Source organism: Cupriavidus sp. YR651, from assembly GCF_900101625.1.
Lineage (GTDB): Bacteria > Pseudomonadota > Gammaproteobacteria > Burkholderiales > Burkholderiaceae > Cupriavidus.
On the sequence record NZ_FMYZ01000013.1, the window covers coordinates 119163 to 141578 of the forward strand.

At 62.1% G+C, this 22416-nt stretch carries 29 protein-coding genes; 3 read left to right on the forward strand and 26 right to left on the reverse strand.

Going from position 1 to position 22416, the window contains the following annotated elements:
* Positions 1-17: 17 nt before the first annotated feature.
* From BLR29_RS26365 to BLR29_RS26390, 6 genes are all read right to left on the reverse strand, one after another.
* Positions 18-869 (reverse strand): anti-sigma factor family protein, encoded by an 852-nt coding sequence (locus tag BLR29_RS26365; RefSeq protein ID WP_092141196.1) that lies wholly within the window; start codon positions 867-869, stop codon positions 18-20.
* The gene (locus BLR29_RS26370; RefSeq protein WP_092141198.1) at positions 866-1396 is read right to left on the reverse strand and encodes an RNA polymerase sigma factor; all 531 of its coding nucleotides are present in this window, start codon (positions 1394-1396) and stop codon (positions 866-868) included. Before BLR29_RS26370 ends, BLR29_RS26365 begins: the two co-directional genes overlap by 4 nt.
* A 24-nt stretch (positions 1397-1420) precedes the next feature.
* Positions 1421-1852, reverse strand: coding sequence for a COG4315 family predicted lipoprotein (locus tag BLR29_RS26375; RefSeq protein WP_092141285.1), 432 nt, complete (start codon positions 1850-1852; stop codon positions 1421-1423).
* A 306-nt stretch (positions 1853-2158) separates the two neighbouring features.
* Positions 2159-3361: a c-type cytochrome biogenesis protein CcsB gene (gene ccsB / locus BLR29_RS26380; protein WP_092141200.1), complete on the reverse strand. Its 1203-nt coding sequence runs from the start codon at positions 3359-3361 to the stop codon at positions 2159-2161.
* A 189-nt stretch (positions 3362-3550) separates the two neighbouring features.
* The gene (locus tag BLR29_RS26385) at positions 3551-5761 is read right to left on the reverse strand and encodes a cytochrome c biogenesis protein ResB (protein ID WP_092141202.1); all 2211 of its coding nucleotides are present in this window, start codon (positions 5759-5761) and stop codon (positions 3551-3553) included.
* Between the two features lie 145 nt (positions 5762-5906).
* Positions 5907-6566 (reverse strand): c-type cytochrome, encoded by a 660-nt coding sequence (locus tag BLR29_RS26390; RefSeq protein ID WP_092141204.1) that lies wholly within the window; start codon positions 6564-6566, stop codon positions 5907-5909.
* A 361-nt stretch (positions 6567-6927) separates the two neighbouring features.
* On the opposite strand from BLR29_RS26390, the gene yihA reads away from it, so the two are divergent.
* From yihA to BLR29_RS26405, 3 genes are all read left to right on the forward strand, one after another.
* Positions 6928-7626 carry a ribosome biogenesis GTP-binding protein YihA/YsxC gene (yihA, locus tag BLR29_RS26395; protein ID WP_092141206.1) on the forward strand — a complete coding sequence of 233 codons (699 nt, stop codon included), beginning with the start codon at positions 6928-6930 and terminating at the stop codon, positions 7624-7626.
* Between the two features lie 279 nt (positions 7627-7905).
* Entirely contained in the window at positions 7906-8898 is a 993-nt protein-coding gene (hemB, locus tag BLR29_RS26400; protein ID WP_092141209.1) for a porphobilinogen synthase, read from the forward strand.
* A 9-nt stretch (positions 8899-8907) separates the two neighbouring features.
* Positions 8908-10305 (forward strand): magnesium transporter CorA family protein, encoded by a 1398-nt coding sequence (locus BLR29_RS26405; RefSeq protein ID WP_092141212.1) that lies wholly within the window; start codon positions 8908-8910, stop codon positions 10303-10305.
* A gap of 13 nt (positions 10306-10318) precedes the next feature.
* Here the strand turns inward: BLR29_RS26405 and dsbD are convergent, their stop codons facing one another.
* From dsbD to rplN, 20 genes are all read right to left on the reverse strand, one after another.
* Positions 10319-12280 carry a protein-disulfide reductase DsbD gene (dsbD, locus tag BLR29_RS26410; RefSeq protein WP_092141288.1) on the reverse strand — a complete coding sequence of 654 codons (1962 nt, stop codon included), beginning with the start codon at positions 12278-12280 and terminating at the stop codon, positions 10319-10321.
* Positions 12281-12351: 71 nt separating this feature from the next.
* Entirely contained in the window at positions 12352-12735 is a 384-nt protein-coding gene (gene cutA / locus BLR29_RS26415) for a divalent-cation tolerance protein CutA (RefSeq protein WP_143018534.1), read from the reverse strand.
* 122 nt (positions 12736-12857) lie between these two features.
* A complete protein-coding gene (gene rplQ, locus BLR29_RS26420) occupies positions 12858-13253 on the reverse strand; it encodes a 50S ribosomal protein L17 (protein WP_011299296.1) in 396 nt (131 codons plus the stop codon).
* A gap of 152 nt (positions 13254-13405) precedes the next feature.
* Complete coding sequence (gene rpoA / locus BLR29_RS26425; RefSeq protein WP_010812374.1) at positions 13406-14386, reverse strand: DNA-directed RNA polymerase subunit alpha; 981 nt, start codon at positions 14384-14386, stop codon at positions 13406-13408.
* 175 nt (positions 14387-14561) lie between these two features.
* On the reverse strand, positions 14562-15185 hold the full coding sequence (gene rpsD, locus BLR29_RS26430; RefSeq protein WP_092141216.1) for a 30S ribosomal protein S4: 624 nt from the start codon (positions 15183-15185) through the stop codon (positions 14562-14564).
* 294 nt (positions 15186-15479) lie between these two features.
* A complete protein-coding gene (gene rpsK, locus BLR29_RS26435; RefSeq protein ID WP_008642963.1) occupies positions 15480-15881 on the reverse strand; it encodes a 30S ribosomal protein S11 in 402 nt (133 codons plus the stop codon).
* A gap of 24 nt (positions 15882-15905) precedes the next feature.
* Positions 15906-16271 carry a 30S ribosomal protein S13 gene (gene rpsM / locus BLR29_RS26440; RefSeq protein WP_039007551.1) on the reverse strand — a complete coding sequence of 122 codons (366 nt, stop codon included), beginning with the start codon at positions 16269-16271 and terminating at the stop codon, positions 15906-15908.
* A 19-nt stretch (positions 16272-16290) separates the two neighbouring features.
* Positions 16291-16407 carry a 50S ribosomal protein L36 gene (gene rpmJ / locus BLR29_RS26445; RefSeq protein WP_008642959.1) on the reverse strand — a complete coding sequence of 39 codons (117 nt, stop codon included), beginning with the start codon at positions 16405-16407 and terminating at the stop codon, positions 16291-16293.
* Between the two features lie 31 nt (positions 16408-16438).
* Positions 16439-16657 (reverse strand): translation initiation factor IF-1, encoded by a 219-nt coding sequence (infA, locus tag BLR29_RS26450; protein ID WP_092141219.1) that lies wholly within the window; start codon positions 16655-16657, stop codon positions 16439-16441.
* 29 nt (positions 16658-16686) lie between these two features.
* Positions 16687-18030: a preprotein translocase subunit SecY gene (gene secY, locus BLR29_RS26455; RefSeq protein WP_092141222.1), complete on the reverse strand. Its 1344-nt coding sequence runs from the start codon at positions 18028-18030 to the stop codon at positions 16687-16689.
* Positions 18031-18079: 49 nt separating this feature from the next.
* Positions 18080-18514 carry a 50S ribosomal protein L15 gene (gene rplO / locus BLR29_RS26460; RefSeq protein WP_012354135.1) on the reverse strand — a complete coding sequence of 145 codons (435 nt, stop codon included), beginning with the start codon at positions 18512-18514 and terminating at the stop codon, positions 18080-18082.
* A gap of 22 nt (positions 18515-18536) precedes the next feature.
* Complete coding sequence (gene rpmD, locus BLR29_RS26465) at positions 18537-18719, reverse strand: 50S ribosomal protein L30 (protein ID WP_010812381.1); 183 nt, start codon at positions 18717-18719, stop codon at positions 18537-18539.
* 10 nt (positions 18720-18729) lie between these two features.
* On the reverse strand, positions 18730-19248 hold the full coding sequence (gene rpsE / locus BLR29_RS26470) for a 30S ribosomal protein S5 (protein WP_092141225.1): 519 nt from the start codon (positions 19246-19248) through the stop codon (positions 18730-18732).
* A gap of 21 nt (positions 19249-19269) precedes the next feature.
* Entirely contained in the window at positions 19270-19626 is a 357-nt protein-coding gene (rplR, locus tag BLR29_RS26475) for a 50S ribosomal protein L18 (RefSeq protein ID WP_092141294.1), read from the reverse strand.
* 11 nt (positions 19627-19637) lie between these two features.
* Positions 19638-20171, reverse strand: a complete 534-nt coding sequence (gene rplF, locus BLR29_RS26480; protein ID WP_092141228.1) for a 50S ribosomal protein L6 — start codon at positions 20169-20171, stop codon at positions 19638-19640.
* Between the two features lie 10 nt (positions 20172-20181).
* Complete coding sequence (gene rpsH, locus BLR29_RS26485; protein ID WP_092141231.1) at positions 20182-20577, reverse strand: 30S ribosomal protein S8; 396 nt, start codon at positions 20575-20577, stop codon at positions 20182-20184.
* Positions 20578-20604: 27 nt separating this feature from the next.
* Positions 20605-20910, reverse strand: a complete 306-nt coding sequence (rpsN, locus tag BLR29_RS26490) for a 30S ribosomal protein S14 (RefSeq protein WP_092141234.1) — start codon at positions 20908-20910, stop codon at positions 20605-20607.
* A 9-nt stretch (positions 20911-20919) separates the two neighbouring features.
* Positions 20920-21462 (reverse strand): 50S ribosomal protein L5, encoded by a 543-nt coding sequence (gene rplE / locus BLR29_RS26495; RefSeq protein ID WP_092141237.1) that lies wholly within the window; start codon positions 21460-21462, stop codon positions 20920-20922.
* 25 nt (positions 21463-21487) lie between these two features.
* Positions 21488-21796 carry a 50S ribosomal protein L24 gene (gene rplX / locus BLR29_RS26500; RefSeq protein WP_092141240.1) on the reverse strand — a complete coding sequence of 103 codons (309 nt, stop codon included), beginning with the start codon at positions 21794-21796 and terminating at the stop codon, positions 21488-21490.
* A 9-nt stretch (positions 21797-21805) separates the two neighbouring features.
* Complete coding sequence (gene rplN, locus BLR29_RS26505; protein ID WP_017225233.1) at positions 21806-22174, reverse strand: 50S ribosomal protein L14; 369 nt, start codon at positions 22172-22174, stop codon at positions 21806-21808.
* Between the last annotated feature and the right edge of the window lie 242 nt (positions 22175-22416).

The following is a 22416-nucleotide window of genomic DNA, read 5'->3' on the forward strand; positions in this document are numbered from 1 at the left end:
CAACACCGGGCGACGGTTCAGCCGCGTTGGTATTGCTGATAGACGGCCTGGGCCAGTGCCAGCAAACGGTCGCGGTCCAGCGGGCCGGCCAACGCGAAGCCCAGATCACGGTCGACCCAGTAGAACGCCATGGTCGCGTTGCCGGCATTCGGCAAGCTCGCCGCCGGCGAGCGCCCTGCGGAGGCGGACGGCATCCGCTCCAGCCGGAATGCGGTATCGGGCGTGCCCTGCGGCATGCGGCGCAACTGCAGCGACAGCCGGGTGCCATCGTCGGCTTCATACATCAGGATCGCCATCGGGCCGCCCTCGCCCACACCCAGGCGACCGCCGATCAGGTGAAAGCCCTGCTGCCGCAGGTCCGGCACCGGCAATGGCGCGCCGAGCCGCTTTGACAGCCACGCAACCATGTGGGCTTCGTCGCTGGCGGGGACTTCCACCACGTGGCGCACTTCCGGCGCGTAGACTGCGTGGCTGGCCAGCGCATCGCGCGCGAAGCGTTCCACAGCAGGCGCGCCCGCCAAGGAAACGGTACCAAGGCGCTCGTGGGCGACCCAGCCACCGGCGCCGCCGATGCCCAGCGCGGCCACACTGGCAGCCAGCGCGAGAGGCCATCCGGTCCAGCGAGTGCCGGCGGCTTGCCTTGCCGCATCGTCGCGCAGGCCGTGTGGCCATGCTGCCAGCGGCACGGCCTCGTTGAGCACGCCATCCAGCGCCGCGTGCAAGCCAGCCGTCTGCCGACGCCAGGCGTCCACCTCACGGGCCGCCTCGGGATCGGCCGCCAAGTACGCTTCCACCTCCGCACGGCGTGGCCCGGACAGTTGTCCGTCCGCGTAGGCGTGGAGATCGGCTTCGCTGACGGGACCCATCATTTCACCCGCTGCAAGACGGAGGGAGCGGCGGCCTCGCCGCCGCCATCCAGAAGACGGCGCATATGTTCCCGCGCACGTGCCAGGCGCGACATCACAGTGCCAACAGGGACCTCGAGGACCTGAGCCGCCTCGGCGTAGGAAAACTGCTCCAGGCTGACAAGCAGCAAGACCGCGCGCTGCGCCTCCGGCAACTGCCCCAGCGCCTGCAGCAGATCGCGGCGCAGGCCGGGATCTGCTGCAGGCGCTGCCACGTCAGGCAGGGTATCGGTCGCAGTCACGAGATCTTTCTTACGGAGGTGATTCAGACGCAGCCTGTGCATCAGCGTCAGCAACCAGGGCAGGAGGCCGTCGGCGCCATCGCCCCACAGCGCACCCGGGCGCAGGCGAAAGCGCCAGCGGTAACGCAAGGCACGCTCGAGCGTGTCCTGCACGAGGTCATCAGCCAGCGTGGTGTCGCCGGTCAGGCCGCGTGCGTGACGCCGCAGACGCGGGGCCAGCGCCACCAATTGGCGATCAAACCCGTCCATGCCTTGATTGCCGGTCGGCTGCGGTCAGGGCTTGGCGACGTGCCAGACGTTGTTGAAGTTGTCGCCCGTCCGGTCACCCGCCTTGGCATCCTTGGCAAAGCGGTACAGCGGCATTCCCTTGTAAGCCCACTGGCGGGCGCCATCATCGCGCGTGATGATCGTGTAGCTGCCCGCGGCGCTCGTGCCCGGTTCAGCCAGCAGCGGCGGCCAGTTGGTGGCGCACATGCCATTGCAGACGCTCTTGCCGCCGTTGGCGGGATCACGGTCAAACGTGTAGAGCGTCAGACCCTGTGGATCGGTCAGTGCGCCGTTGCTGATCTTGACGGTCGGTGGCATGCTGCCGCCGCTGCTGCCCATGCCCATGCCGGAGCAGGCGGCAAGCAAGACGGATGCGGAAGCGAGTGCCAATGCGGCGGGACGAAGCAGGGATGCAGCGGTGTGGCGGTTAGGGGCCATCATGAGGGTCTCCTTCTCCAGGGCGGTGCCGACAACCGGCGCCGTTCACCCTCAGTAAACACCCGATGTGATGTGTTTATTCCCCGCGGTCGAAAAAAATGTGGCGTCATCGCCGAAAAGCGCCTCTTTTGGCACTATTCGGTGGCTGGTGCAAAGGGTGTGCGCACCCAGAATTGGGTTAGACAACCGTCACTTTCGAATCTTCAAGGAACTAACAGACCCATCCGCTCCCATGAAAAAGGCCTGCCACAAACGTGGCAGGCCTTTTGATTGCGGCCGATACAGACGTGCCGACGGGCACCCGCTTCAGAGCTCTCCGTAGCTATGAAGCCCCGACAGGAACATGTTGACGCCCAGGAACGCAAAGGTCGTGACCAACAGGCCCACCAGTGCCCACCAGGCTGCCACCGTACCCCGCAGTCCCTTCATCAGGCGCATGTGGAGCCATGCTGCATAGTTCAGCCAGACGATCAGTGCCCAGGTTTCCTTCGGGTCCCAGCTCCAGTACCCGCCCCATGCCTCGGCGGCCCACAGCGCGCCAAGGATCGTGGCGATCGTGAAGAAAGCGAATCCGACTGCAATCGCCTTGTACATCACGTCGTCCAGCAACTCCAGCGACGGCAGGCGTTCCGCGAGGATCCCATGCTGCTTCAGCAGATAGGCGACGGAAACCATTGCCGCCAGCGCGAACGTGCCATAGCCAATGAAGTTGGCCGGCACGTGGATCTTCATCCACCAGCTTTGCAGGGCCGGCACCAGCGGCTGAATCTCCTGAGCGTTGCGGGTGACCGTATACCAGAGCAGGAAACCAACTGCCGCGGACACGACCAGCATCACGAACGGCCCCAGCGCGCGCGTGGCGTAGCGGCGCTCGTAGTAGAGGTAAAAAAGCGACGTGATCAGCGTGAACAGTACGAAGACTTCGTACAGGTTCGAAATCGGAATGTGACCGATGTCCACACCGATCAGGTACGACTCGTACCAGCGCACCATCATGCCCGTGAAACCGAGCACGACCGCTGCCCAGCAGAGCTTGCTGCCAATGCTATAGCCCGTGGCGGCCTTCGTCGCCAGACCCACCCAGTAGAACAGCGTGGACAGGAACACCAGCGCGCTCATCCACAGGATGGCCGACTGGCTGGACAGGAAGTACTTGAGGAAGAAGGCCTGCTCGGCGCGCGCCAGGCTCCCCTGGTAAAGCTGGATCGCAAACAGCGACAGCACCGCCATGCCCACCATCAGCGGCCGGACCGCTTTCCAGTGCCAGCCGAGCAAAGCGAACGTCGGCACGGCCGCGACCAACACCGCCTTGTCGTAGACATTCATCCACTGCCCGTAGCGGGTCAGCGCAAACCCGGCGCCCACCACCAGCAGCAGCGCAAAAGCCCAGTCAAGCCAGGTGAGCCGGCGAAGGAAAGACGGTTCGAGGTAGGCGTCGGCCGCATCGTTCGCTGCAGCAGCGCGTCGCGTGGTCAGGCCGGGGTTGGCGTGGTTCACGTTGGAAGACATGGCATTCCTGCTTTATGGCGCATTGGCGTTGATATTGTGGAGGCGCATGGCGAGCGTCGCCGCGACATTCAACCACGCTCGCGTGACCGGCTCGCGTGTCTCCGCGTAGGCCGGACGCCGAATCATGCATATGTACTATATTGCTGGCGCACTCGCATCACCAGCCATTGATGCAGCGAATCGCCGCGCCTAGTGCGCCACCGGCGGCGTCCCATCGGGCGATGCACCATCGTCAGGGCGACTGACTTCAGCACCGCTTGCGCGACCGATATCATCGCGCAATGCCATGAACTCCTTCTCGAAGTCCAGTGTGCGGCGCTGCGTGGACATGGCCATGAGCACGTGACTGCCGGCCGAGTGTCCGACATCGTCGGCGGACTTGTCCTTGACCCAGATCCAGACACGGCGCTCACGGATGTAGAACATCGCAAACACGCCCAGGACCAGTAACAAACAGCCAAGATACACGATGTTCTTACCAGGCGCACGGGTCATCTGGAACACGCTGGCCTTGACCTCCTGGAAGTCATCGAGCTGCAGCAAAACCGGTGCGCCATAGAAGAAACTGTCTGACAGCGCGTTGATGGCCTGCTGCAGGAACGCCCCGCTCCGGGCATCGTTGGGGATCACCGGCTGCTTGTCCTGCGCACGCACCAGTTGCCACAACTCCCACATCGATCCATTGAGAATCTTGAGCAGGACATCGGCCGCCTTCTGCTGTTCAGCCGGGGGCACGGATTTTTCAAGGAAGGCTGCAATGGCGGTGAAGCCGCCCGGGGGTGCATCCGGCTGACTGCGTGTGGCCCCCGCGAACAGGTCCATAGCCCGCAACGCGCTTTCGGCCAGTTGCTTGCGCAACTCGGCCTTGTCGGCGCCCGGCATGGAGATCTCCGCAAAGCGCCGTGCGGCTTCGCCGCGCATGGCACGGTCCTGCAGCGCGGCGCGCAATCGCATCCAGCCGCCCACGCTGCCCTGTTCATCAGCCGGGATCCGCAGGTAGCGGAACGGCTCGCTGGGCGATTCGCGCATGCCCGCCAGGAAAACCGATTGGCCATCCAGCTGCACCGGCACCATATAGTTGTTGAACTCGCGCGCCTGACCGTTGCGGTCGCGCAGCTTGTACTGCACCGACGGGCCAACGTTGCGCAGCGTCTTGTCCTTGTCCGGGTTGGCGGCGGCGCCCAGGTGGGATTCCAGCGTCTGGTTCAGGGATTTGCGTGCCACACCGCGGGCATCCGGCTTGCCCGAGGCGTCGGTGACGTTCTCGATGTTCATCAACCGGAAATCGCTGAACTCGACCGTGAGGCCGTCCTTGTCGGCATCTGTACCGGTGCCGCCCAGCGCCGCGTTGCCGCCCACCGTGCCCGCGAATGGGAACGTCGCATGGGCACTGCCGGCCATCGGGTAGCCGACGAACTTGAGGCGCGAGCCGCCATCCTCGAAGCTCGACTGATAGATGGCCACGCCGTCCACGATCAGCGGTTCGTTGACCTTGATGGTCGCTTCCGTCTTCTTGCCGGTCGCACGGTCCGTCACGATCACGTCCGATGCAAACAGCTTCGGCATGCCGGTGGAGTAATAGTCGACCGTGAACTTCTTGAGCGTGATGGTGAACGGCAGATCCTGCACCAGCGCGCCGTCGGCAACATTCAGGATGGCCGTCGACACCGTGGCGCCTTCAGGCACGAACGCGTTACCGCGGAAGCCGGGATTGCTCGTAGACAGACGATGCTTGGCCGGGATGTCGCTGATGATGGCATTGCCGTCGATTGGCGTTTTGCCTCCGAACCACATCTGCGCACGGATCAGCATGTCCCCATCGAGCAGGCCACCGATGCAGATTACGACGATCGCCGAGTGCGCGAGGATATAACCCAGCTTGTTGGCGGCACCGGCCTTGGCGGCCAGCAGGGTGGCGCCATCGTGCTCAACCGGCTTGACGCGATAACCGCGGTTGCGCAGCAGCGCCGTCAGGCGGCCGACGGCATCGCCGCGACCACGTGGGGCATCGAACTCGCCCCGGTGGTGAAACGATCGCAGGCTACGTTCGCGCACATGGTCTTTCCACGATCGCATCTCGACGATCATCTTCGGGCCGTTGCGTGCAATGCACAACGACGTGGATACCACCAGGAAACTCAGGATCAGCAGGAACCACCAGGAGCTGTAGACCTTCTGCAGCGACAGCGCATGGAACAGATCCGCCCAGAACGGCCCAAACTGGTTGACGTAGTTCGGATACGGTTCGTTCTGCTTGAGCACCGTGCCGATAATGCTGGCGATGGCGATTACCGTCAGCAGCGTGATGGCAAATCGCATCGAGGACATCAGCTCGACGCCGTCGCGCAACACTCGGTTCGGGGTCTTCAGGTGGAGCCCTGAAGTGGAAGGGGTCGACATGGGCGGTAAAACCGGTTCTGTACAGAAGCTGAAAATAAAAAAGGGTGGACATGCTTTGGCAAGCAGGCCACCCTCTTCGATTGTTGCCGGTGCGGCGGGTTCATCCCCTTGGGGCTGCTACCCCCGCGCTCCGGCCCGGAACGACTCAGCGAACGCCGGCCACGTAGTCGGCGACGGCCTTGATCTCGGCGTCGGACATCCTGGCGGTAATCGTGCTCATGACCGAATTGTTCTTGCGGGTGCCCTGGCGGAATGCCACCAGTTGCGCTTCGGTGTACTCGGAATATTGCCCACCGATACGCGGGTATTGTGCGGGGATGCCGGCGCCGGTCGGACCGTGGCAGCCTGCGCAGGCCGGTACGCCCTTGGCAGCGATGCCGCCGCGATAAATCTTCTGCCCAGCCTCGATTGTGTCCTTGTTCTTGGCCGTGGCGGGCTTGAGCTGCTGCTTGGCCAGGTAGGCGCCCAGGTCCTTCATCTCCTGGTCGGTCAGGACCGACGCATACGGCGTCATGATGGCGTTGCTACGGGTCTTGTCCTTGAAGTCGGCCAGTTGCTTGTGGACGTATTCGGCCTGCTGGCCGGCCAGCTTGGGATTCGCAGCCGCGCCGCTGTTACCGGCGGCACCGTGGCAGGAAAGACATGCGGGAACATTGCGATCGGGCGCGCCTTGCGAGTAAAGCGTTTCGCCCTTGGCGGGATCCGCCTTGGAAGCGGCCTGCTCTGCGGCAGATACCAGTCCTGTCATTGCCGCGGCCGGGACAGCCAGCGCCATGACAGCCAGAAATTTCGCAATGCGGTTCATTCGCACACCTTGTCAGAATTGTTATGAACACCGTAATGCATGTCGGTCGACCCTTGCCGGCGGTGAGGACGCGCCTGTTTTGCAATGACCTGACATCGTGACACCGGCCCGATGGAACCGGATACACGAAGGCGCCCTGGATGGGACCGGACACCCTCGATTACGACCTGCAAGGATGCCACACGTCACCCATTCAGGAGACCGTAAACCGGGTTATTGTACAATAAATCGCTTTCCGGATTGACTTAGCTCAGCCTCTGTGGCGCCGCCACACAAGGCAAGGCCGGCCCCCCTTCCGGCGACGTGAACCACATGCCGTGCAACCCGCGCCATCGTTCACCCGCCCCAACGCATTCCCCGCATGTCACTCCTACATCAGGCCCGCTTTTTTATCACCGTCAACCATCTGCGCGACCTGCCGGCCACGGCCGTGCCCGAGGTGGCGTTTGCCGGCCGCTCCAACGCCGGCAAGTCCACCGCGATCAACATTCTGTGCAACCAGAAACGGCTCGCATTTTCGTCGCGAACACCGGGTCGCACGCAGCACATCAACTACTTCTCCGTCGCACCGGTCAAGGCGCCGGACCCACTGGCATTTCTCGTCGACCTGCCCGGCTACGGCTATGCGGAGGTATCGGGATCGGCCAAGTACCACTGGCAGGGCTTGCTGTCCGACTACGTGCAGACACGTGCGCAGCTCTCCGGCCTGGTGCTGATGATGGACGCGCGCCGCCCCTTTACCGACCTCGATTGCCAGATGGTGGAGTGGTTCCTGCCCACAGGTCGCCCGATCCATATACTGCTGACCAAGGCCGACAAGCTGACCAACAGCGAGAACGCCAAGGCACTGCGCGAAACGCGGCAGATGCTGGCGGACTATGCGGCGCAGTTGGAAAACCCGCCGCCGATGTCGGCTCAGTTGTTCTCGAGCCTCAAGCGCCGCGGCATCGAGGAGGCACAGCGTGTGGTGGCCGGCTGGCTCTCGCTGCCGGAAGCCCAGGTCGCACCCGCTGCGCCGGCGCCTGCCGCCCCGCCCTCGTCGCCTGCACCTGAGGCCTGAAGTACGAAGGCCTGACGCTCGCGCATCGCTCTGATCCGGATCGACAAAAAAAAGCCCCGTTGCAAGCAACGGGGACGAACTTTCCCACCGGTTCAGGGCGGGTACCCGCTCAGGGAGGAGTAGCGGGGGACACCTGCGCTGCGCGAAGCAACACAAGGTGTCCGCGAGTATGATAGCGGGCACGCACAAAAGTTTAGTTTTTCTTTCGGCGTGATTCGCCGCGGGGTTTCGCGGTGACGTGCGCCGCGCATTCGTCCACGAATCTCCCAGAATCTAGCCATGTCCACCTTCCCCGAGTATCGTCCCCGTCGCATGCGCCGCGATGATTTCTCGCGTCGCATGATGCGCGAAAATCGCCTGTCGCCCGACAACCTGATCTATCCGGTGTTCATCCTGGAAGGCCAGAATCAGCGGCAGTCGGTGGCGTCGATGCCGGGTGTGGAACGTGTCTCGGTGGACCTGCTCATGCCGATCGCAGAGGACTGCGTAAAGCTCGGCATTCCTGTCATTGCGCTGTTCCCGGTGATCGATCCGTCGATCAAGACACCCGATGGCATTGAGGCTACGCGCGCAGAAGGTCTGGTGCCTCGCGCAGTCCGCGCCCTCAAGGACCGATTCCCGGAGCTGGGCGTCCTGACGGACGTCGCGCTGGACCCGTACACGAGTCACGGTCAGGATGGCGTGCTCGATGACAACGGTTACGTGATCAACGACATCACTGTCGACCTCCTGGTCAGGCAAGCGCTCGTGCAAGCCGAGGCCGGGGTGGACATCGTTGCCCCGTCTGACATGATGGACGGCCGTATCGGCGCCGTGCGCAGCGCGCTGGAAGACGCCGGCTACATTCACACGCGCATCATGGCCTATTCGGCCAAGTACGCATCGGCGTTCTATGGCCCATTCCGCGATGCGGTGGGCTCCGCAGCCAATCTGGGCAAGGGCAACAAGATGACCTACCAGATGGACCCGGCCAACACCGACGAAGCCTTGCGCGAAGTGGCCCAGGATATCCTGGAAGGCGCCGACATGGTCATGGTTAAGCCGGGCATGCCGTACCTCGACATCGTGCGCCGTGTGAAGGACGAGTTCCGTTTCCCGACCTACGTGTACCAGGTAAGCGGCGAGTACGCGATGCTCAAGGCCGCCGCACAGAACGGCTGGCTGGACCATGACAAGGTCATGATGGAATCGCTGCTGGCATTCCGTCGTGCCGGCGCCGATGGCATCCTGACCTACTTCGCCCGCGACGCCGCCCGCCTGCTGGCCGCCTGACTGCCACGCATGCAGCTGCTCGGGTTCTCGGCCAGCCAGGTTCACCCGCTCGCCACACTGGACGCAGCCAGGGACTTCCTGGCCGGCAACGCGGCCGCCCGCTTTGTCTGGGCGGATTTCAACACTGAAGACGTCGCGCCAGCGCCCGCCGCATGGCGCGACGGCCTGATGGCGCTCACCGGCGCGCCCATCCTCGACCTGCACCTGGTCGATGCCACCAATCCTGCGCATCCGTCGTTCTTCGACACAACCAATGCGTATGACATGGTGATCTTTCGCAAGCTCACGTTCGAGACCAGTCGGCTGTTTGCTGAGGCGGAAGCTACGCATGCAGCGGAAGGCACAGGCGCAGCAGTGAGTACGCTTGGTGTGTCGGCGCCCGTCTCAGGGGCAGTAAATGCTTCGTCGGGAGCGACATCGATGGCACCGCCGGCCACGTCTTTGGCGGGCTCATCAGCAGGCTACTCGAGCTCTGCCTCGCTCGCGTCGGCCGCTGCTTCGACTTCTTCAGCAACTTCATCGACCATGGCAGCGCCGCCGAAGTCCGCACCCCAGAAGGCATCGCGGAAGTACCCGCCCGGCTTCCTGCCCGCGCTCGCACGGATCGACACCCAGCCCGTTACGTTTTTTGTCTTCGACAATGTACTGGTGACGATACGGCCCGGTCCATCGCGCACGATCGATCAGGTGCGCCAACGCTTGCTGGAACTCTGTGGCGCGCCACGGCCAGCAGCATCGCAGGCCAATGGCTCGGTGGCTTTGGTTCATGGCATACGGCCGCCCACGCGGCCGGAGGACCTGATGCTGCGCCTGCTCAATGCGATGGTCGATCGCTATCTGGATCTGCGCGCTCCGCTGACGCGCCAGTTGGATCGATGGCAGCGAGCGCTTCTGAGCACGCGCAGGAGCTTTTCCAGCTGGGAGGGACTGCTCGACGCTCGCATTCAATTGCGTCGGCTCGAGCACCTGAGCGAAGAGCAACGCGACGCGCTGCAGGAATTCAGGGACAGCCTGCTCGACAACCGTTACAGCACAGAAGGAACGGGGGGCGCAAGCGGCAGCACGGCGAGTCGGGACGACGTATTGCTTGTGCGTATCACCGACCTGATGGAGCACATCCTGCGCGTGCTGGCGCATACGCGGCGTCTGGAGGACTCGATCGAGTCTGCTGTGCAAATCCACTTCTCGGCGGTGGCGCACAGAACCAACCGAACCATGCGCACGCTGACTGTGATCACTGCGCTGTTCATGCCGCTGACGCTGATCACGGGCATTTTCGGGATGAACTTTGATCGCATGCCCTGGCTACGAGAGCCTCAGGGCTTCTGGTGGTCCATCGGCTTGATGGGCGCCGTGGTGGCCGTCATTGGTGCAATCTGGGGCCTGGGTCGCTTGCTGGACCGCTGACACCGCGCCCCGGTCAGATCCTTGCCTGCGGGCCGAACGCCCGCTCAAGACTATCCAGGAAGCGGCGCGCCGGTTGGTAGCCAATAACGCGGACCGGTCGCTCGCGACCATCGGGGCCAAACAGGATGATGCCCGGCGGTCCAAACAGACCGAAGCGCTTGAGCAGCGCCCGATCGTCGGCATTGTTGGCGGTTACATCGGCCTGCAGCAATACAACGTCCGCGAGCCGGGCCCGCACCTTGGCATCCGGGAACGTCAGCTTCTCCATTTCCTTGCAGCTGACGCACCAGTCGGCGTAGAAATCGAGCAGGACAGGTCGACCGGCCGTCGCGGCCTGCGCTACACGAGCATCGAGTTCTGCGATGGATCGTACGCGTTCGAAGCGAACGGCTTCCACACGAGGCGCCTGAGCACCACCTGACGACAGGCTCAGATGAGATAACGGCTGCAGCGGATCCCGCCCGCCCGACGCCAGGCCCACGAGCTGAATGGCTCCTGCCAACGCGGCAAGTAGACCAATTCCCTTACCTAGCCGCAGCAGGCCACGTGGATCGGGGCCGAGCGAATCAAAAGCGCCCAGGTACACGGCGGCGACAATCAGCAACATGGCCCAGGCTGCCATGACGATCCACACCGGGACGACGGGCGTCACCATCCAGATCGCCACACCGAGCAGCAGGAAGCCGAAGAACCGTTTGGTGGCTTCCATCCATTTCCCGGCACGCGGCAGCAGGTTGCCAGCACCCACGCCCACCAGTACCAAGGGGACGCCCATGCCCAGTGCCATGGCAAGCAATGCGCCACCACCGGTCATGGCGTCTCCAGTCTGCGCGATATAGGCCAGCGCACCCGCAAGCGGGGCGGTAACGCACGGGCCGACAATCAGCGCCGAGATGGCTCCCATCGCAACCGCGCCGACTATTTGGCCACCCTGGCGGCGATTCGAAGACGCAGTGAGGCGGGTCTGCCAGCGCTGCGGCAACTGAAGCTCGTAAAGACCGAACATCGACAGCGCCAGGACGACCATCAGCATCGCGAATGTGCCGAGTATCCAGGGCGTTTGCAGCGCAGCTGAAAGCCCTTCACCAGCCAGTCCCGCCGCCACACCTACCGCCGTATAGACGACGGCCATGCCGAGCACGTAGGCCAGCGACACGACGAAGGCACGGCCTCGCGTCACGTGCTCGCCGACGACGATCGACGAGAGGATCGGTACCATCGGCAATACGCAGGGTGTGAAAGTGAGCAACAAGCCTAGCCCAAAGAACAACGCGGCGATCACACCGAGATTGCGACTGGCCAGCGCACCCGCAATGCGGTCGTTGTCGTCACTCAGTGCGATTCTGCGAGCCGGTGCAGGGCCGGCGGCGGTTGGGACATTGTCGTCAGTGGAGGGGCTCGCGCCGGACGGTGCCGTTGCGGACGTAGCGGGTGCTGCGGGCGTCGATTGCACCGGCGCTCCCCGGTCGCCGAACAGGCCCCCGAGTACCGAGCCACCGACCTTGTACACGCTCTCCATCGGCGGATAGCAAAGCCCCTTGTCCGCACAGCCTTGGGACGTCACCACGAGCGACCAGCGGCCATCCGCAGGCACGCCATCGAAGGGAACCCTGACAACCACGCTGCCCCGGTACGTTTCCATGTCCTTCCCGAACGTCTCGTCGAAATGGACCTTGCCCTGCGGCATCACTGGCGCGCCCAGTTTTACCGTTGCCGGCTGGGTCGCAAACGCAAAGCGCTCCCGGTATAAGTAGTAGCCATCGGCCACGTTGAAGCGGACCTCGATGGTCTTGGCATCGATCTGCTTCGCCGCGAATCGGAACGCCTGCTCGGGCGGCAGGAAGTCGTCCTCCGAAGCGGCATGCGCGACGGTATTGAGCATCAGGCAGGCCCAAATCATGAGCAAGGGTGCGACGATATGTCGCAGCCCGTTTGCCAGCCTCGCACCGGTTTTCAACCCTATTCCGATGCTCATACCCGTCATTCCCATATTCGTGTTCCGATGCTTCGAGAGTCTTCTACGGCCACGCCGTCTGCCCCGGTGGCTTAGGCGGGCGCCGAGGGGCGACCAGTTGCTTCGTCGCGCACCCAGGTCAGATAGGGTTGGAAACCGGCCGCCACGGGCCACGCGACGAGCTCGGGTACATCATAGGGATGCTCCGCGCGAACCACCGCTTCGAGCGCGGCATATTGCCCTTGTGTGGTCTTGATCAGCAATGGCCACTCCTGCGCCTGCTCCAGCTCGTCCTGCCACCAGTACTCGGACTGGCAAGGTGACAGGCGGTTCACGCACGCTGCCACACGGGCTTCCAGTATGGCCCGGGCCATGCGTGTCGCTGCGGCTTCATCCGGCAGGTTTGTCATCGCCATGAGCACCGATTCTGGCGCCTCTCCGGCGGACCGGATATGAGCGGATTCTGAAACAGTCATGTCGTCCTCGCCATCGTCGCCAGTATCTAGCGCACAAAACAAAAGAGCCAGGCAATAAGCCTGGCTCGATTGTAAAGCGGCGTACGCGAACCCGTCATCGCTGACGGGCTACGGCCATCACCTTATTCCGCAGCTTCTTCGGCCGGGGCTTCGGTGATTTCCGGACGATCCACCAGCTCGACCAGCGCCATCGGCGCGTTATCGCCCTGACGGAAGCCGAACTTCAGGATACGGGTGTAGCCGCCCGGACGAGCGTTGTAACGCGGGCCCAGTTCGGTGAACAGCTTGGTAACCATGTCGCGATCGCGCAGACGAGCGAAAGCCAGACGGCGGTTGGCAACGGTGTCCTTCTTGGCCAGCGTGATGAGGGGCTCGACAACCTTGCGCAATTCCTTGGCCTTGGGCAGGGTGGTCTTGATCAGCTCGTGCTGGAACAGCGAGTTGGACATGTTGCGCAGCATCGCGAGACGGTGCGACGAGGTGCGGTTCAGTTTCCGCAAACCATGACGGTGACGCATGATGATTCCTTTCTTGTTTCAGTGTTTGACCAGCTCTTCTATCGCCTCCGCAAACAGCGCGGGCGCGGGCCGGTAGTGCTTCAATGCCGCGGGCAAAATGCCTGCGGCGCGATGACAAGCGGGAGCGCGTCGCCGCGGCCCCGCATCGTCAATTACTTCTCCAGGCCTGCGGGCGGCCAGTTCTCGAGCTTCATGCCGAGCGTCAGGCCACGGGAGGCGAGGACTTCCTTGATCTCGTTGAGCGACTTGCGACCCAGGTTCGGGGTCTTGAGCAGTTCGTTCTCGGTACGCTGGATCAGGTCGCCGATATAGTAGATGTTCTCGGCCTTCAGGCAGTTGGCCGAACGCACCGTCAGTTCCAGGTCGTCGACCGGGCGCAGCAGGATCGGATCGATCTGCGGCGTGCGGCTCGACGCGGCCTCGGCGGCGGACTCGGTACCTTCCAGCGCCGCGAACACGGACAACTGATCAACCAGGATACGAGCCGACTGACGAATCGCTTCCTCCGGCGAGATCACGCCGTCGGTTTCGATGTTCATCACCAGCTTATCCAGGTCGGTACGCTGTTCCACACGCGCCGACTCCACCGCGTACGACACACGGCGGACCGGCGAGAACGAAGCGTCCAGAACGATGCGGCCGATGACCTTGCCGCTCTCGTCGCCGAACTTGCGCACGTTACCCGGCACGTAGCCGCGGCCTTGTTCAACCTTGATCTGCATGTCCAGCTTGCCGCCGGCGGACAGATGGGCGATCACGTGATTCGGGTTGATGATTTCCACGTCGTGCGGCAGCTCGATATCTGCAGCCGTGACCACGCCTTCTCCATCCTTGCGCAACGACACTGTGACTTCGTCGCGGTTGTGGAGCTTGAACACCACGCCCTTCAGGTTGAGGAGCAGGTTGACGACGTCTTCCTGCACGCCATCAATGGTGGAATACTCGTGGACGACCCCAGCGATCGTGACTTCGGTCGGCGCATAGCCGACCATCGACGACAGCAGCACGCGACGCAGGGCGTTACCGAGCGTATGGCCGTAACCGCGCTCAAACGGCTCCATCACGACTTTGGCGTGATGGTCGCCAAGCGGTTCAACGGCGATGATTTTTGGCTTGAGGAGTGCTGTTTGCATTAGGTTGTCCTTTTCAATACCCTCGGCTCGTTACACCGATAAGGCTGACGTTTGGAACCTGAAAATCCCATCGCACGATGGGCAATAAGCCCGACGCGCCGCAAAGCGCGTCGGGCTGAAAGCTAAGCCTTGTGATGAAGGCAAGCGCTGAACCGTTCGATGATCGATCCGGTGATTAACGCGAATACAATTCGACGATCAGGCTTTCGTTGATATCGCCAGAGATATCGGCGCGATCAGGGGCTTGCTTGAAGGTGCCTTCGAACTTCTTGGAGTCCACCGCCACCCAGGTCGGGAAGCCCGATTGCTCGGCCAGCGACAGCGCTTCGGCAATACGGACCTGCTTCTTCGATTGCTCACGCACCGTCACCACGTCGCCAGCCTTGATCTGGGCCGACGGCACGTTCAGGGCCACGCCGTTCACCAGGATGGCCTTGTGCGACACCAGCTGACGCGCTTCAGCGCGCGTCGAGCCGAAGCCCATGCGGTACACGACGTTGTCCAGGCGCGACTCCAGCAGTTGCAGCAGGTTTTCGCCGGTGTTGCCCTTGCGGCGGTCGGCTTCAGCGAAGTAGCGGCGGAACTGGCGCTCGAGCACACCGTAGATACGCTTGACCTTCTGCTTTTCGCGCAGCTGGTTGCCGTAGTCGGACGTGCGGGCACCCGACGTGCGGCCGTGTTGGCCGGGCTTGCTGTCCAGCTTGCACTTGTCGGCCAGCGAGCGACGGGCGCTCTTCAGGAACAGATCGGTGCCTTCGCGGCGGGAAAGTTTGGCCTTCGGGCCGGTATAACGTGCCACTTTATCTTCCTTTGATCGATCGCGACGCCATTCAGACGCGCCGCGAGTCCGTCATCCACGTGTGCGACGGACGGTGGGCTTATGGTTCTTCATCCGCAGCGGCCTGAGCCACCCGGAGGCAACGCAAAAGCATGACAGTGTCGTCCGCATTGCGGCGGCCAAGACAGGCCGCCAGATAGTGCAGACGCAAAACGAAAACCTGCCGCAACGAATTGCAGCAGGTCAGCGCGCGATACTACCACATCGCGGAGGCAAGGGAGAAATCCCCTTCTCGCCTCCGGCACACCGAGGCGATTAGATACGACGACGCTTCGGCGGACGGCAGCCGTTGTGCGGCACCGGCGTCACATCTTCGATCACGGCGATCTTGATGCCCAGCGCGTTCAATGCGCGGACAGCCGATTCACGGCCAGGGCCGGGGCCCTTGATGCGCACTTCCAGGTTCTTGATACCCTGGTCTTGCGCCACACGGCCGGCGTTCTCGGCAGCGACCTGAGCAGCGAACGGGGTCGACTTGCGCGAACCCTTGAAGCCCTGGCCACCAGCGGTCGCCCACGACAGGGCGTTCCCCTGACGGTCGGTGATCGTGATGATGGTGTTGTTGAACGACGCGTGGACGTGCGCAATGCCGTCGGCAACGTTCTTCTTGACCTTCTTACGCGCGCGCTGGGCGGCGTTGTTCGGACCTTTTGCCATTAGTTTCTTCCTATGCCTTCGGCTTTACTTCTTCAGAGCCACGCCGGCCTTACGCGGACCCTTGCGGGTGCGGGCGTTGGTGCGGGTACGCTGGCCGCGCATCGGCAGGCCCCTGCGGTGACGGACGCCACGATAGCAACCAAGGTCCATCAGACGCTTGATATTCATCGTGGTTTCGCGACGCAGGTCACCCTCAACCGTGACCTTACCCACTTCGTCACGAAGCTTTTCCAGGTCGGCGTCGGTCAGGTCCTTGACCTTCTTGTCAAAAGGAACACCGGTGGCCTCGCAGATCTTGCGAGCGCGCGAGCGGCCGATACCGTAAATAGCCGTCAGGCCGATTTCGGTATGCTTGTGGTTCGGGATGTTAACCCCTGCGATACGTGCCATTCGTCAATCCTCTTTCCGATTAGCCTTGGCGTTGCTTGTGGCGGGGATCCGACGAGCAGATCACGCGCACGACACCGTTGCGCTTGATAATTTTGCAGTTGCGGCAAATGCGCTTCACAGAAGCCAGCACTTTCATGATTTTCCTCTTCCTTCAATTCCTGTTCGCTTCACTTCGTCCGGAAGACGATGCGTGCGCGTGACAGATCATATGGGGTCAGCTCGACAGTCACCTTGTCACCCGGAAGAATCCGGATGTAGTTCATTCGCATCTTGCCCGATATGTGCCCCAGTACTATGTGGCCATTTTCAAGCTTGACGCGGAACGTCGCGTTGGGGAGATTTTCCAGGACCTCCCCGTGCATCTGGATGACGTCGTCTTTTGCCATACCTAGAGCCAGCCTGTACCAGACCTTCTTCAGCGCAAGGTCAGGTTACCCTTGAAATTCGCCTTCTTTAGAAGCGACTCATACTGCTGCGACATGACATACGACTGTACCTGTGCCATGAAGTCCATCGTGACGACCACGATGATCAGCAGCGAGGTTCCGCCGAAATAGAACGGAACGTTCCAGCGCAGCACCAGGAATTCCGGCAACAGGCAGACCAGCGTGATGTAAATCGCACCAGCCAGCGTCAGGCGCACCAGGATCTTGTCGATATAGCGCGTCGTTTGCTCGCCCGGACGGATGCCCGGAATGAAGGCACCGCTTTTCTTCAGGTTATCCGCAACTTCCCGGCTGTTGTAAACCAGAGCCGTATAGAAGAAGCAGAAGAAAATAATTGCAGCAGCGTACAGCAGGATGTAGACCGGCTGGCCCGGCGACAGCGTGGCAGCCAGGTCCTTGATGAACCGGCCAACCGCACCCGTCGAGTCAGAAGTAAACCAGCCCGCAATCGTTGCCGGGAACAAGATGATCGACGATGCAAAGATCGGCGGAATCACCCCGGCCATGTTCAGCTTCAGAGGCAGATGCGACGACTGACCGCCATACACCTTGTTGCCGACCTGACGCTTCGCATAGTTCACCAGGATCTTGCGCTGGCCACGCTCGACAAACACCACGGCGAAGGTCACACCAGCCACGATTGCCACGATCAGGATCGACGCAATAATGCTCATGGAACCCGTGCGGACCAATTCGAACAGTCCGCCGATCGCGTTGGGCAAGCCCGCTGCGATACCACCGAAAATGATGATCGAGATCCCGTTGCCCAGACCTCGCTCGGTGATCTGCTCACCCAGCCACATCAGGAACATCGTACCGGTCACCAGTGTGATCACCGCCGTCGCCCGGAACATCAGCCCCGCGTCGTTCACCAAGCCAGGCTGCGACTCCAGCGCGACTGCGATCGACAGCGCCTGGAAGGTGGCCAGAACCACTGTGCCATAGCGCGTGTACTGCGTGATCTTGCGCTGCCCTGCCTGCCCTTCCTTCTTCAGCGACTCCAGCTGCGGCAGCACGATCGTCAGCAGTTGCATGATGATCGACGCCGAGATGTACGGCATGATGCCGAGCGCGAAGACGGTAAAGCGCGACAGCGCACCGCCCGAGAACAGGTTGAACATCCCGAGGATGCCACCCGACTGACTCTGGAAAAGCTTCGCGAGCTGTTCCGGATCGATCCCCGGCACCGGAATATGTGCGCCGATGCGGTAAACGATCAGGGCCAGCACCAGGAACATCAGCCGGCGCTTGAGATCGCCGTACTTCGCCGTGTTCCTGGCTTGCGCGCTTGCATTGGGTTTCGCCGTGGCCAAACGATGCTCCGACTGTGACTTCGCCTATGCTGCGAATACTGCTGCGAAATTACGCAGCGATCTGGCCGCCAGCGGCTTCGATCGCGGCCTTGGCACCAGCGGTGGCGCCCAGACCCTTGATCGTTACCTTGCGGGTCAGCTCGCCGGCCTTGATGACCTTTGCGCTCTTGACGAGATCGCCCACCAGGCCAGCTTGCTTCAGGACCAGCAGGTCCACTTCAGCAGCTTCCAGGCGTTCGATATCACGCAGGGTCACCTCAGCGGTGAATGCCTTGGTCAGCGAGGTAAAACCACGCTTCGGCAGGCGACGATACAGCGGCATTTGACCGCCTTCGAAGCCCACCTTGTGGAAGCCGCCCGAACGCGACTTCTGACCCTTGTGACCGCGACCGGCGGTCTTGCCCAGGCCGGAGCCGATACCGCGGCCGACGCGACGCTTGGCGTGCTTCGAACCGGCAGCCGGTTTCAGGTTGTTCAGTTGCATGTTGCTCTCCGAGTCCCCGGTATCAGGCCAGAACCTTGACCAGGTACGAGACCTTGTTGATCATGCCGCGCACGGCGGGCGTGTCCTGCAGCTCCGACACCGAATTGATGCGGCGCAGGCCCAGACCACGTACGGTGGCGCGATGATCCTCGCGCGTGCCGATCAGGCTGCGCACGAGTTGCACTTTTACGGTTTTCTGCGACATTTCGTTCACCTTAGCCGAGGATGTCTTCGACCGACTTGCCACGCTTGGCAGCAATCTCGCCCGGCGTGCTCATCTTCTGCAGACCGTCGATGGTAGCGCGGACCATGTTGTAAGGGTTGGTCGAGCCGTGCGACTTTGTCACCACGTTCGTCACACCCATTACTTCGAAGATCGCGCGCATCGGACCACCGGCGATCACGCCAGTACCTTCCTTCGCGGGCATCATCAGCACCTTGGCGGCGCCATGCTTGCCGATCACCTCGTGCTGCAGCGTGCCGTTCTTCAGCGAGACCTTGACCATCTTGCGACGGGCTTCGTCCATTGCCTTTTGCACGGCCACCGGAACTTCCTTGGCCTTGCCCTTGCCCATGCCGATGCGGCCATCGCCGTCACCAACCACAGTCAGCGCGGCGAAACCGAGAATCCGGCCACCCTTCACCACCTTGGTGACGCGGTTGACCGAGATCATCTTCTCGCGGAGGCCGTCGTCGCGTTCGTCCTGCTGGACTTTTGCTTGCATCTTTGCCATGACGTATCTCTCTCTATGCGCTTAGAACTTGAGGCCGGCTTCGCGCGCAGCGTCAGCCAGGGCCTTCACGCGGCCGTGGAAGCGGAAGCCCGCGCGGTCGAACGCAACGGTTTCCACACCGGCAGCCTTTGCCTTCTCGGCAACGCGCTTGCCCACCACGGTGGCGGCGGCAACGGTCGCGCCGCTGCCGGTCAGTTCTTTGCGCACTTCTGCTTCGGCGGTCGAAGCCGATGCCAGCACTTGCGTGCCGCACGGCGAGAACACCTGAGCGTAAATGTGCGAATTCGTACGGAACACGGTCAGACGGCTGACTTTCATCTCCGCGATCTTGGCGCGGGTCTGACGTGCACGGCGCAAACGAGCGTCTTTCTTGTTCATCATTGCACCCCTTACTTCTTCTTGGTTTCCTTCAGGATGACGCGCTCATCGGCGTAGCGAACACCCTTGCCCTTGTAGGGCTCAGGCGGACGGTACGCGCGAACTTCCGCGGCAACCTGACCGACTTTCTGCTTGTCCGCACCCTTGATGATGATCTCGGTCTGCGTCGGCGTTTCCGCCTTCACGCCTTCCGGCATCTCATGGATCACGTCGTGCGAGAAACCAAGCTGGAGCTTCAGCGCAGCACCTTGCAGCTGGGCACGGTAGCCCACGCCAACCAGGGTCAGCTTGCGCTCGAAACCGGCGGTTACACCCTTGACCATGTTGGCCACCAAGGCGCGCATGGTGCCTTGCAGGGCGTTTGCTTCACGCGATTCGTCAACCGGCGAGAAGGTCAGCGTGCCGTTATCGACGTTGACCTTGACCAGGCTGTGAATCGGCTGCGACAGCGTGCCGAGCGGACCCTTAACGGAGAGCACGCCAGCCGCCACATTCACTTCCGCGCCTTTCGGCAGGGTGATGGGAGCTTTACCTACACGGGACATAGTTTGCTCCTTACGCGACGTAGCAGAGAACTTCGCCGCCCACGCCAGTGGCACGTGCCTTGCGGTCCGTCATCAGACCCTGCGGGGTCGAGATGATCGCGACGCCCAGGCCGTTCATCACTTGGGGGATCTCGCTGCGGCCCTTGTACACGCGCAGGCCGGGCTTCGAAACGCGTTCGATGCGCTCGATGACCGGACGGCCGGCGTAGTACTTCAGACCGATGCTCAGTTGTGCCTTGCCGCCTTCTTCCTGCACTGCGAAGTCGTCGATGTAGCCTTCGTCCTTCAGGACCTTGGCGATCGCCGCTTTCAGCTTCGACGAGGGCATGACCACCGACGCCTTCTGCACGCCTTGGGCGTTGCGGATGCGCGTCAGCATATCGGCGATAGGATCGCTCATGCTCATACTGTTTCTCCTGTAGCCTGTGCGTAATTACCAGCTGGCTTTCGTCAGACCCGGGATTTCGCCCTTGAAGGCGATTTCGCGGATCTTGTTACGCGCCAGGCCAAACTTGCGGAAGGTACCGCGGGGACGACCGGTGATCGCGCAGCGGTTACGCTGGCGGGTCGGGTTCGCGTTGCGCGGGAGCTGTTGCAGCTCGAGACGCGCCAGATAACGCTCTTCTTCCGACTTTTCTTGGTCGTCAATAATGGCCTTGAGGTTTGCGCGCTTGGCGGCGTACTTTGCCACCAGCTTGGCGCGCTTCTTCTCACGTTCAATCAGAGCCAGTTTAGCCACGGTTACCCCTTAATTACGGAACGGGAACTTGAACGCATTCAGAAGAGCCTTGGCTTCCTCGTCGTTCTTTGCCGTCGTCGTGATGCTGATGTTCAGACCACGCAGTGCGTCGATCTTGTCGTACTCGATCTCGGGGAAAATGATCTGCTCTTTCACACCGATGTTGTAGTTGCCGCGGCCATCGAACGAACGGCCCGACACGCCACGGAAGTCACGCACGCGCGGCAGGGCCACGGTCACGAAACGATCGAGGAATTCGAACATGCGCTCGCCGCGCAGGGTCACCATCGCACCGATGGGATAGCCCTGGCGGATCTTGAAGCCGGCGATGGCCTTCTTGGCCTTCGTCACAACCGGCTTCTGACCGGCGATCTTCGTCAGGTCGCCCACAGCCAGCTCAATGACCTTCTTGTCATTGATGGCTTCACCGAGGCCCATGTTCAGGGTGATCTTGGTGATGCGCGGCACTTCCATGACCGACTTGTAGCCGAACTGCTCGATCAGCGCCGGCACAACCTTTTCTTTGTAAAACTCTTGCAGACGTGCTGCCATGCTCAACTCCTATCTGTGCCCAGAATCAAGCAGCCACGACGGCACCGGTCGTCTTCAGGAAGCGCACGCGCTTGCCGTCTTCGACCTTGAAACCGACGCGCGACGGCTTGCCATTGGCATCCACGAGCGCAATGTTGGAAATATGCAGCGGCATGACCTTGTCGACCACACCACCGGTGGTGCCCAGCATCGGGTTCGGGCGAGCGTGCTTCTTGGCAACGTTCACGCCCTCTACCGCAACCTTGTCGCCGAGCACGGCTTGCACAGTACCGCGCTTGCCCTTGTCTTTGCCGGTCAGGACGATGACTTCGTCGCCTTTGCGAATCTTGTTCATGGCGGCTCCTTACAGCACTTCCGGCGCGAGCGACACGATCTTCATGAAGCGCTCGGTACGGAGTTCACGAGTCACCGGCCCGAAAATACGGGTGCCGATCGGCTCGAGCTTGGTGTTCAGCAGGACAGCTGCATTGCTGTCGAACTTGACGAGCGAACCGTCCGCGCGGCGCACGCCCTTGGCGGTACGCACGACGACGGCGTTGTAGATATCGCCCTTCTTCACGCGACCGCGCGGCGCTGCGTCCTTGACGGTCACCTTGATGATGTCGCCCACGCTCGCATAGCGGCGCTTGGACCCACCCAGCACTTTGATGCACAGCACTTCGCGCGCACCAGTGTTATCGGCCACTTCGAGCCGGCTTTCTGTCTGAATCATGGTGTTTGTCTTCCCAACTTAATCCGCTGAACCCAACAGATATCGAGTCCACCGGTCAGTCTTGGTCCCGTCGGCAACCAGCTTTGCGCCAGCACCGTTTGGGTTGATCAACTTTGAAGTCGGTAGTTACCGGGCAACCTGAATTTCAGGACCGCCTGGCCTTGGCTCACTTCAGAGGCCCGCCTGGGTGATACTGCTAGGGCGAACGCAATAAAGCGGAAGTCCAGGATTATAGCACATAA

Bases quoted from the DNA above. Each gene is read 5' to 3' on its own strand.
- BLR29_RS26365 (WP_092141196.1), bottom strand. From the start codon at position 869: ATGATGGGTCCCGTCAGCGAAGCCGATCTCCACGCCTACGCGGACGGA.
- BLR29_RS26370 (WP_092141198.1), bottom strand. From the start codon at position 1,396: ATGGACGGGTTTGATCGCCAATTGGTGGCGCTGGCCCCGCGTCTGCGG.
- BLR29_RS26375 (WP_092141285.1), bottom strand. From the start codon at position 1,852: ATGGCCCCTAACCGCCACACCGCTGCATCCCTGCTTCGTCCCGCCGCA.
- ccsB (WP_092141200.1), bottom strand. From the start codon at position 3,361: ATGTCTTCCAACGTGAACCACGCCAACCCCGGCCTGACCACGCGACGC.
- BLR29_RS26385 (WP_092141202.1), bottom strand. From the start codon at position 5,761: ATGTCGACCCCTTCCACTTCAGGGCTCCACCTGAAGACCCCGAACCGA.
- BLR29_RS26390 (WP_092141204.1), bottom strand. From the start codon at position 6,566: ATGAACCGCATTGCGAAATTTCTGGCTGTCATGGCGCTGGCTGTCCCG.
- yihA (WP_092141206.1), top strand. From the start codon at position 6,928: ATGTCACTCCTACATCAGGCCCGCTTTTTTATCACCGTCAACCATCTG.
- hemB (WP_092141209.1), top strand. From the start codon at position 7,906: ATGTCCACCTTCCCCGAGTATCGTCCCCGTCGCATGCGCCGCGATGAT.
- BLR29_RS26405 (WP_092141212.1), top strand. From the start codon at position 8,908: ATGCAGCTGCTCGGGTTCTCGGCCAGCCAGGTTCACCCGCTCGCCACA.
- dsbD (WP_092141288.1), bottom strand. From the start codon at position 12,280: ATGAGCATCGGAATAGGGTTGAAAACCGGTGCGAGGCTGGCAAACGGG.
- cutA (WP_143018534.1), bottom strand. From the start codon at position 12,735: ATGACTGTTTCAGAATCCGCTCATATCCGGTCCGCCGGAGAGGCGCCA.
- rplQ (WP_011299296.1), bottom strand. From the start codon at position 13,253: ATGCGTCACCGTCATGGTTTGCGGAAACTGAACCGCACCTCGTCGCAC.
- rpoA (WP_010812374.1), bottom strand. From the start codon at position 14,386: ATGCAAACAGCACTCCTCAAGCCAAAAATCATCGCCGTTGAACCGCTT.
- rpsK (WP_008642963.1), bottom strand. From the start codon at position 15,881: ATGGCAAAAGGTCCGAACAACGCCGCCCAGCGCGCGCGTAAGAAGGTC.
- rpsM (WP_039007551.1), bottom strand. From the start codon at position 16,271: ATGGCACGTATCGCAGGGGTTAACATCCCGAACCACAAGCATACCGAA.
- rpmJ (WP_008642959.1), bottom strand. From the start codon at position 16,407: ATGAAAGTGCTGGCTTCTGTGAAGCGCATTTGCCGCAACTGCAAAATT.
- infA (WP_092141219.1), bottom strand. From the start codon at position 16,657: ATGGCAAAAGACGACGTCATCCAGATGCACGGGGAGGTCCTGGAAAAT.
- rplO (WP_012354135.1), bottom strand. From the start codon at position 18,514: ATGCAACTGAACAACCTGAAACCGGCTGCCGGTTCGAAGCACGCCAAG.
- rpmD (WP_010812381.1), bottom strand. From the start codon at position 18,719: ATGTCGCAGAAAACCGTAAAAGTGCAACTCGTGCGCAGCCTGATCGGC.
- rpsE (WP_092141225.1), bottom strand. From the start codon at position 19,248: ATGGCAAAGATGCAAGCAAAAGTCCAGCAGGACGAACGCGACGACGGC.
- rplR (WP_092141294.1), bottom strand. From the start codon at position 19,626: ATGAACAAGAAAGACGCTCGTTTGCGCCGTGCACGTCAGACCCGCGCC.
- rplF (WP_092141228.1), bottom strand. From the start codon at position 20,171: ATGTCCCGTGTAGGTAAAGCTCCCATCACCCTGCCGAAAGGCGCGGAA.
- rpsH (WP_092141231.1), bottom strand. From the start codon at position 20,577: ATGAGCATGAGCGATCCTATCGCCGATATGCTGACGCGCATCCGCAAC.
- rplE (WP_092141237.1), bottom strand. From the start codon at position 21,462: ATGGCAGCACGTCTGCAAGAGTTTTACAAAGAAAAGGTTGTGCCGGCG.
- rplX (WP_092141240.1), bottom strand. From the start codon at position 21,796: ATGAACAAGATTCGCAAAGGCGACGAAGTCATCGTCCTGACCGGCAAA.
- rplN (WP_017225233.1), bottom strand. From the start codon at position 22,174: ATGATTCAGACAGAAAGCCGGCTCGAAGTGGCCGATAACACTGGTGCG.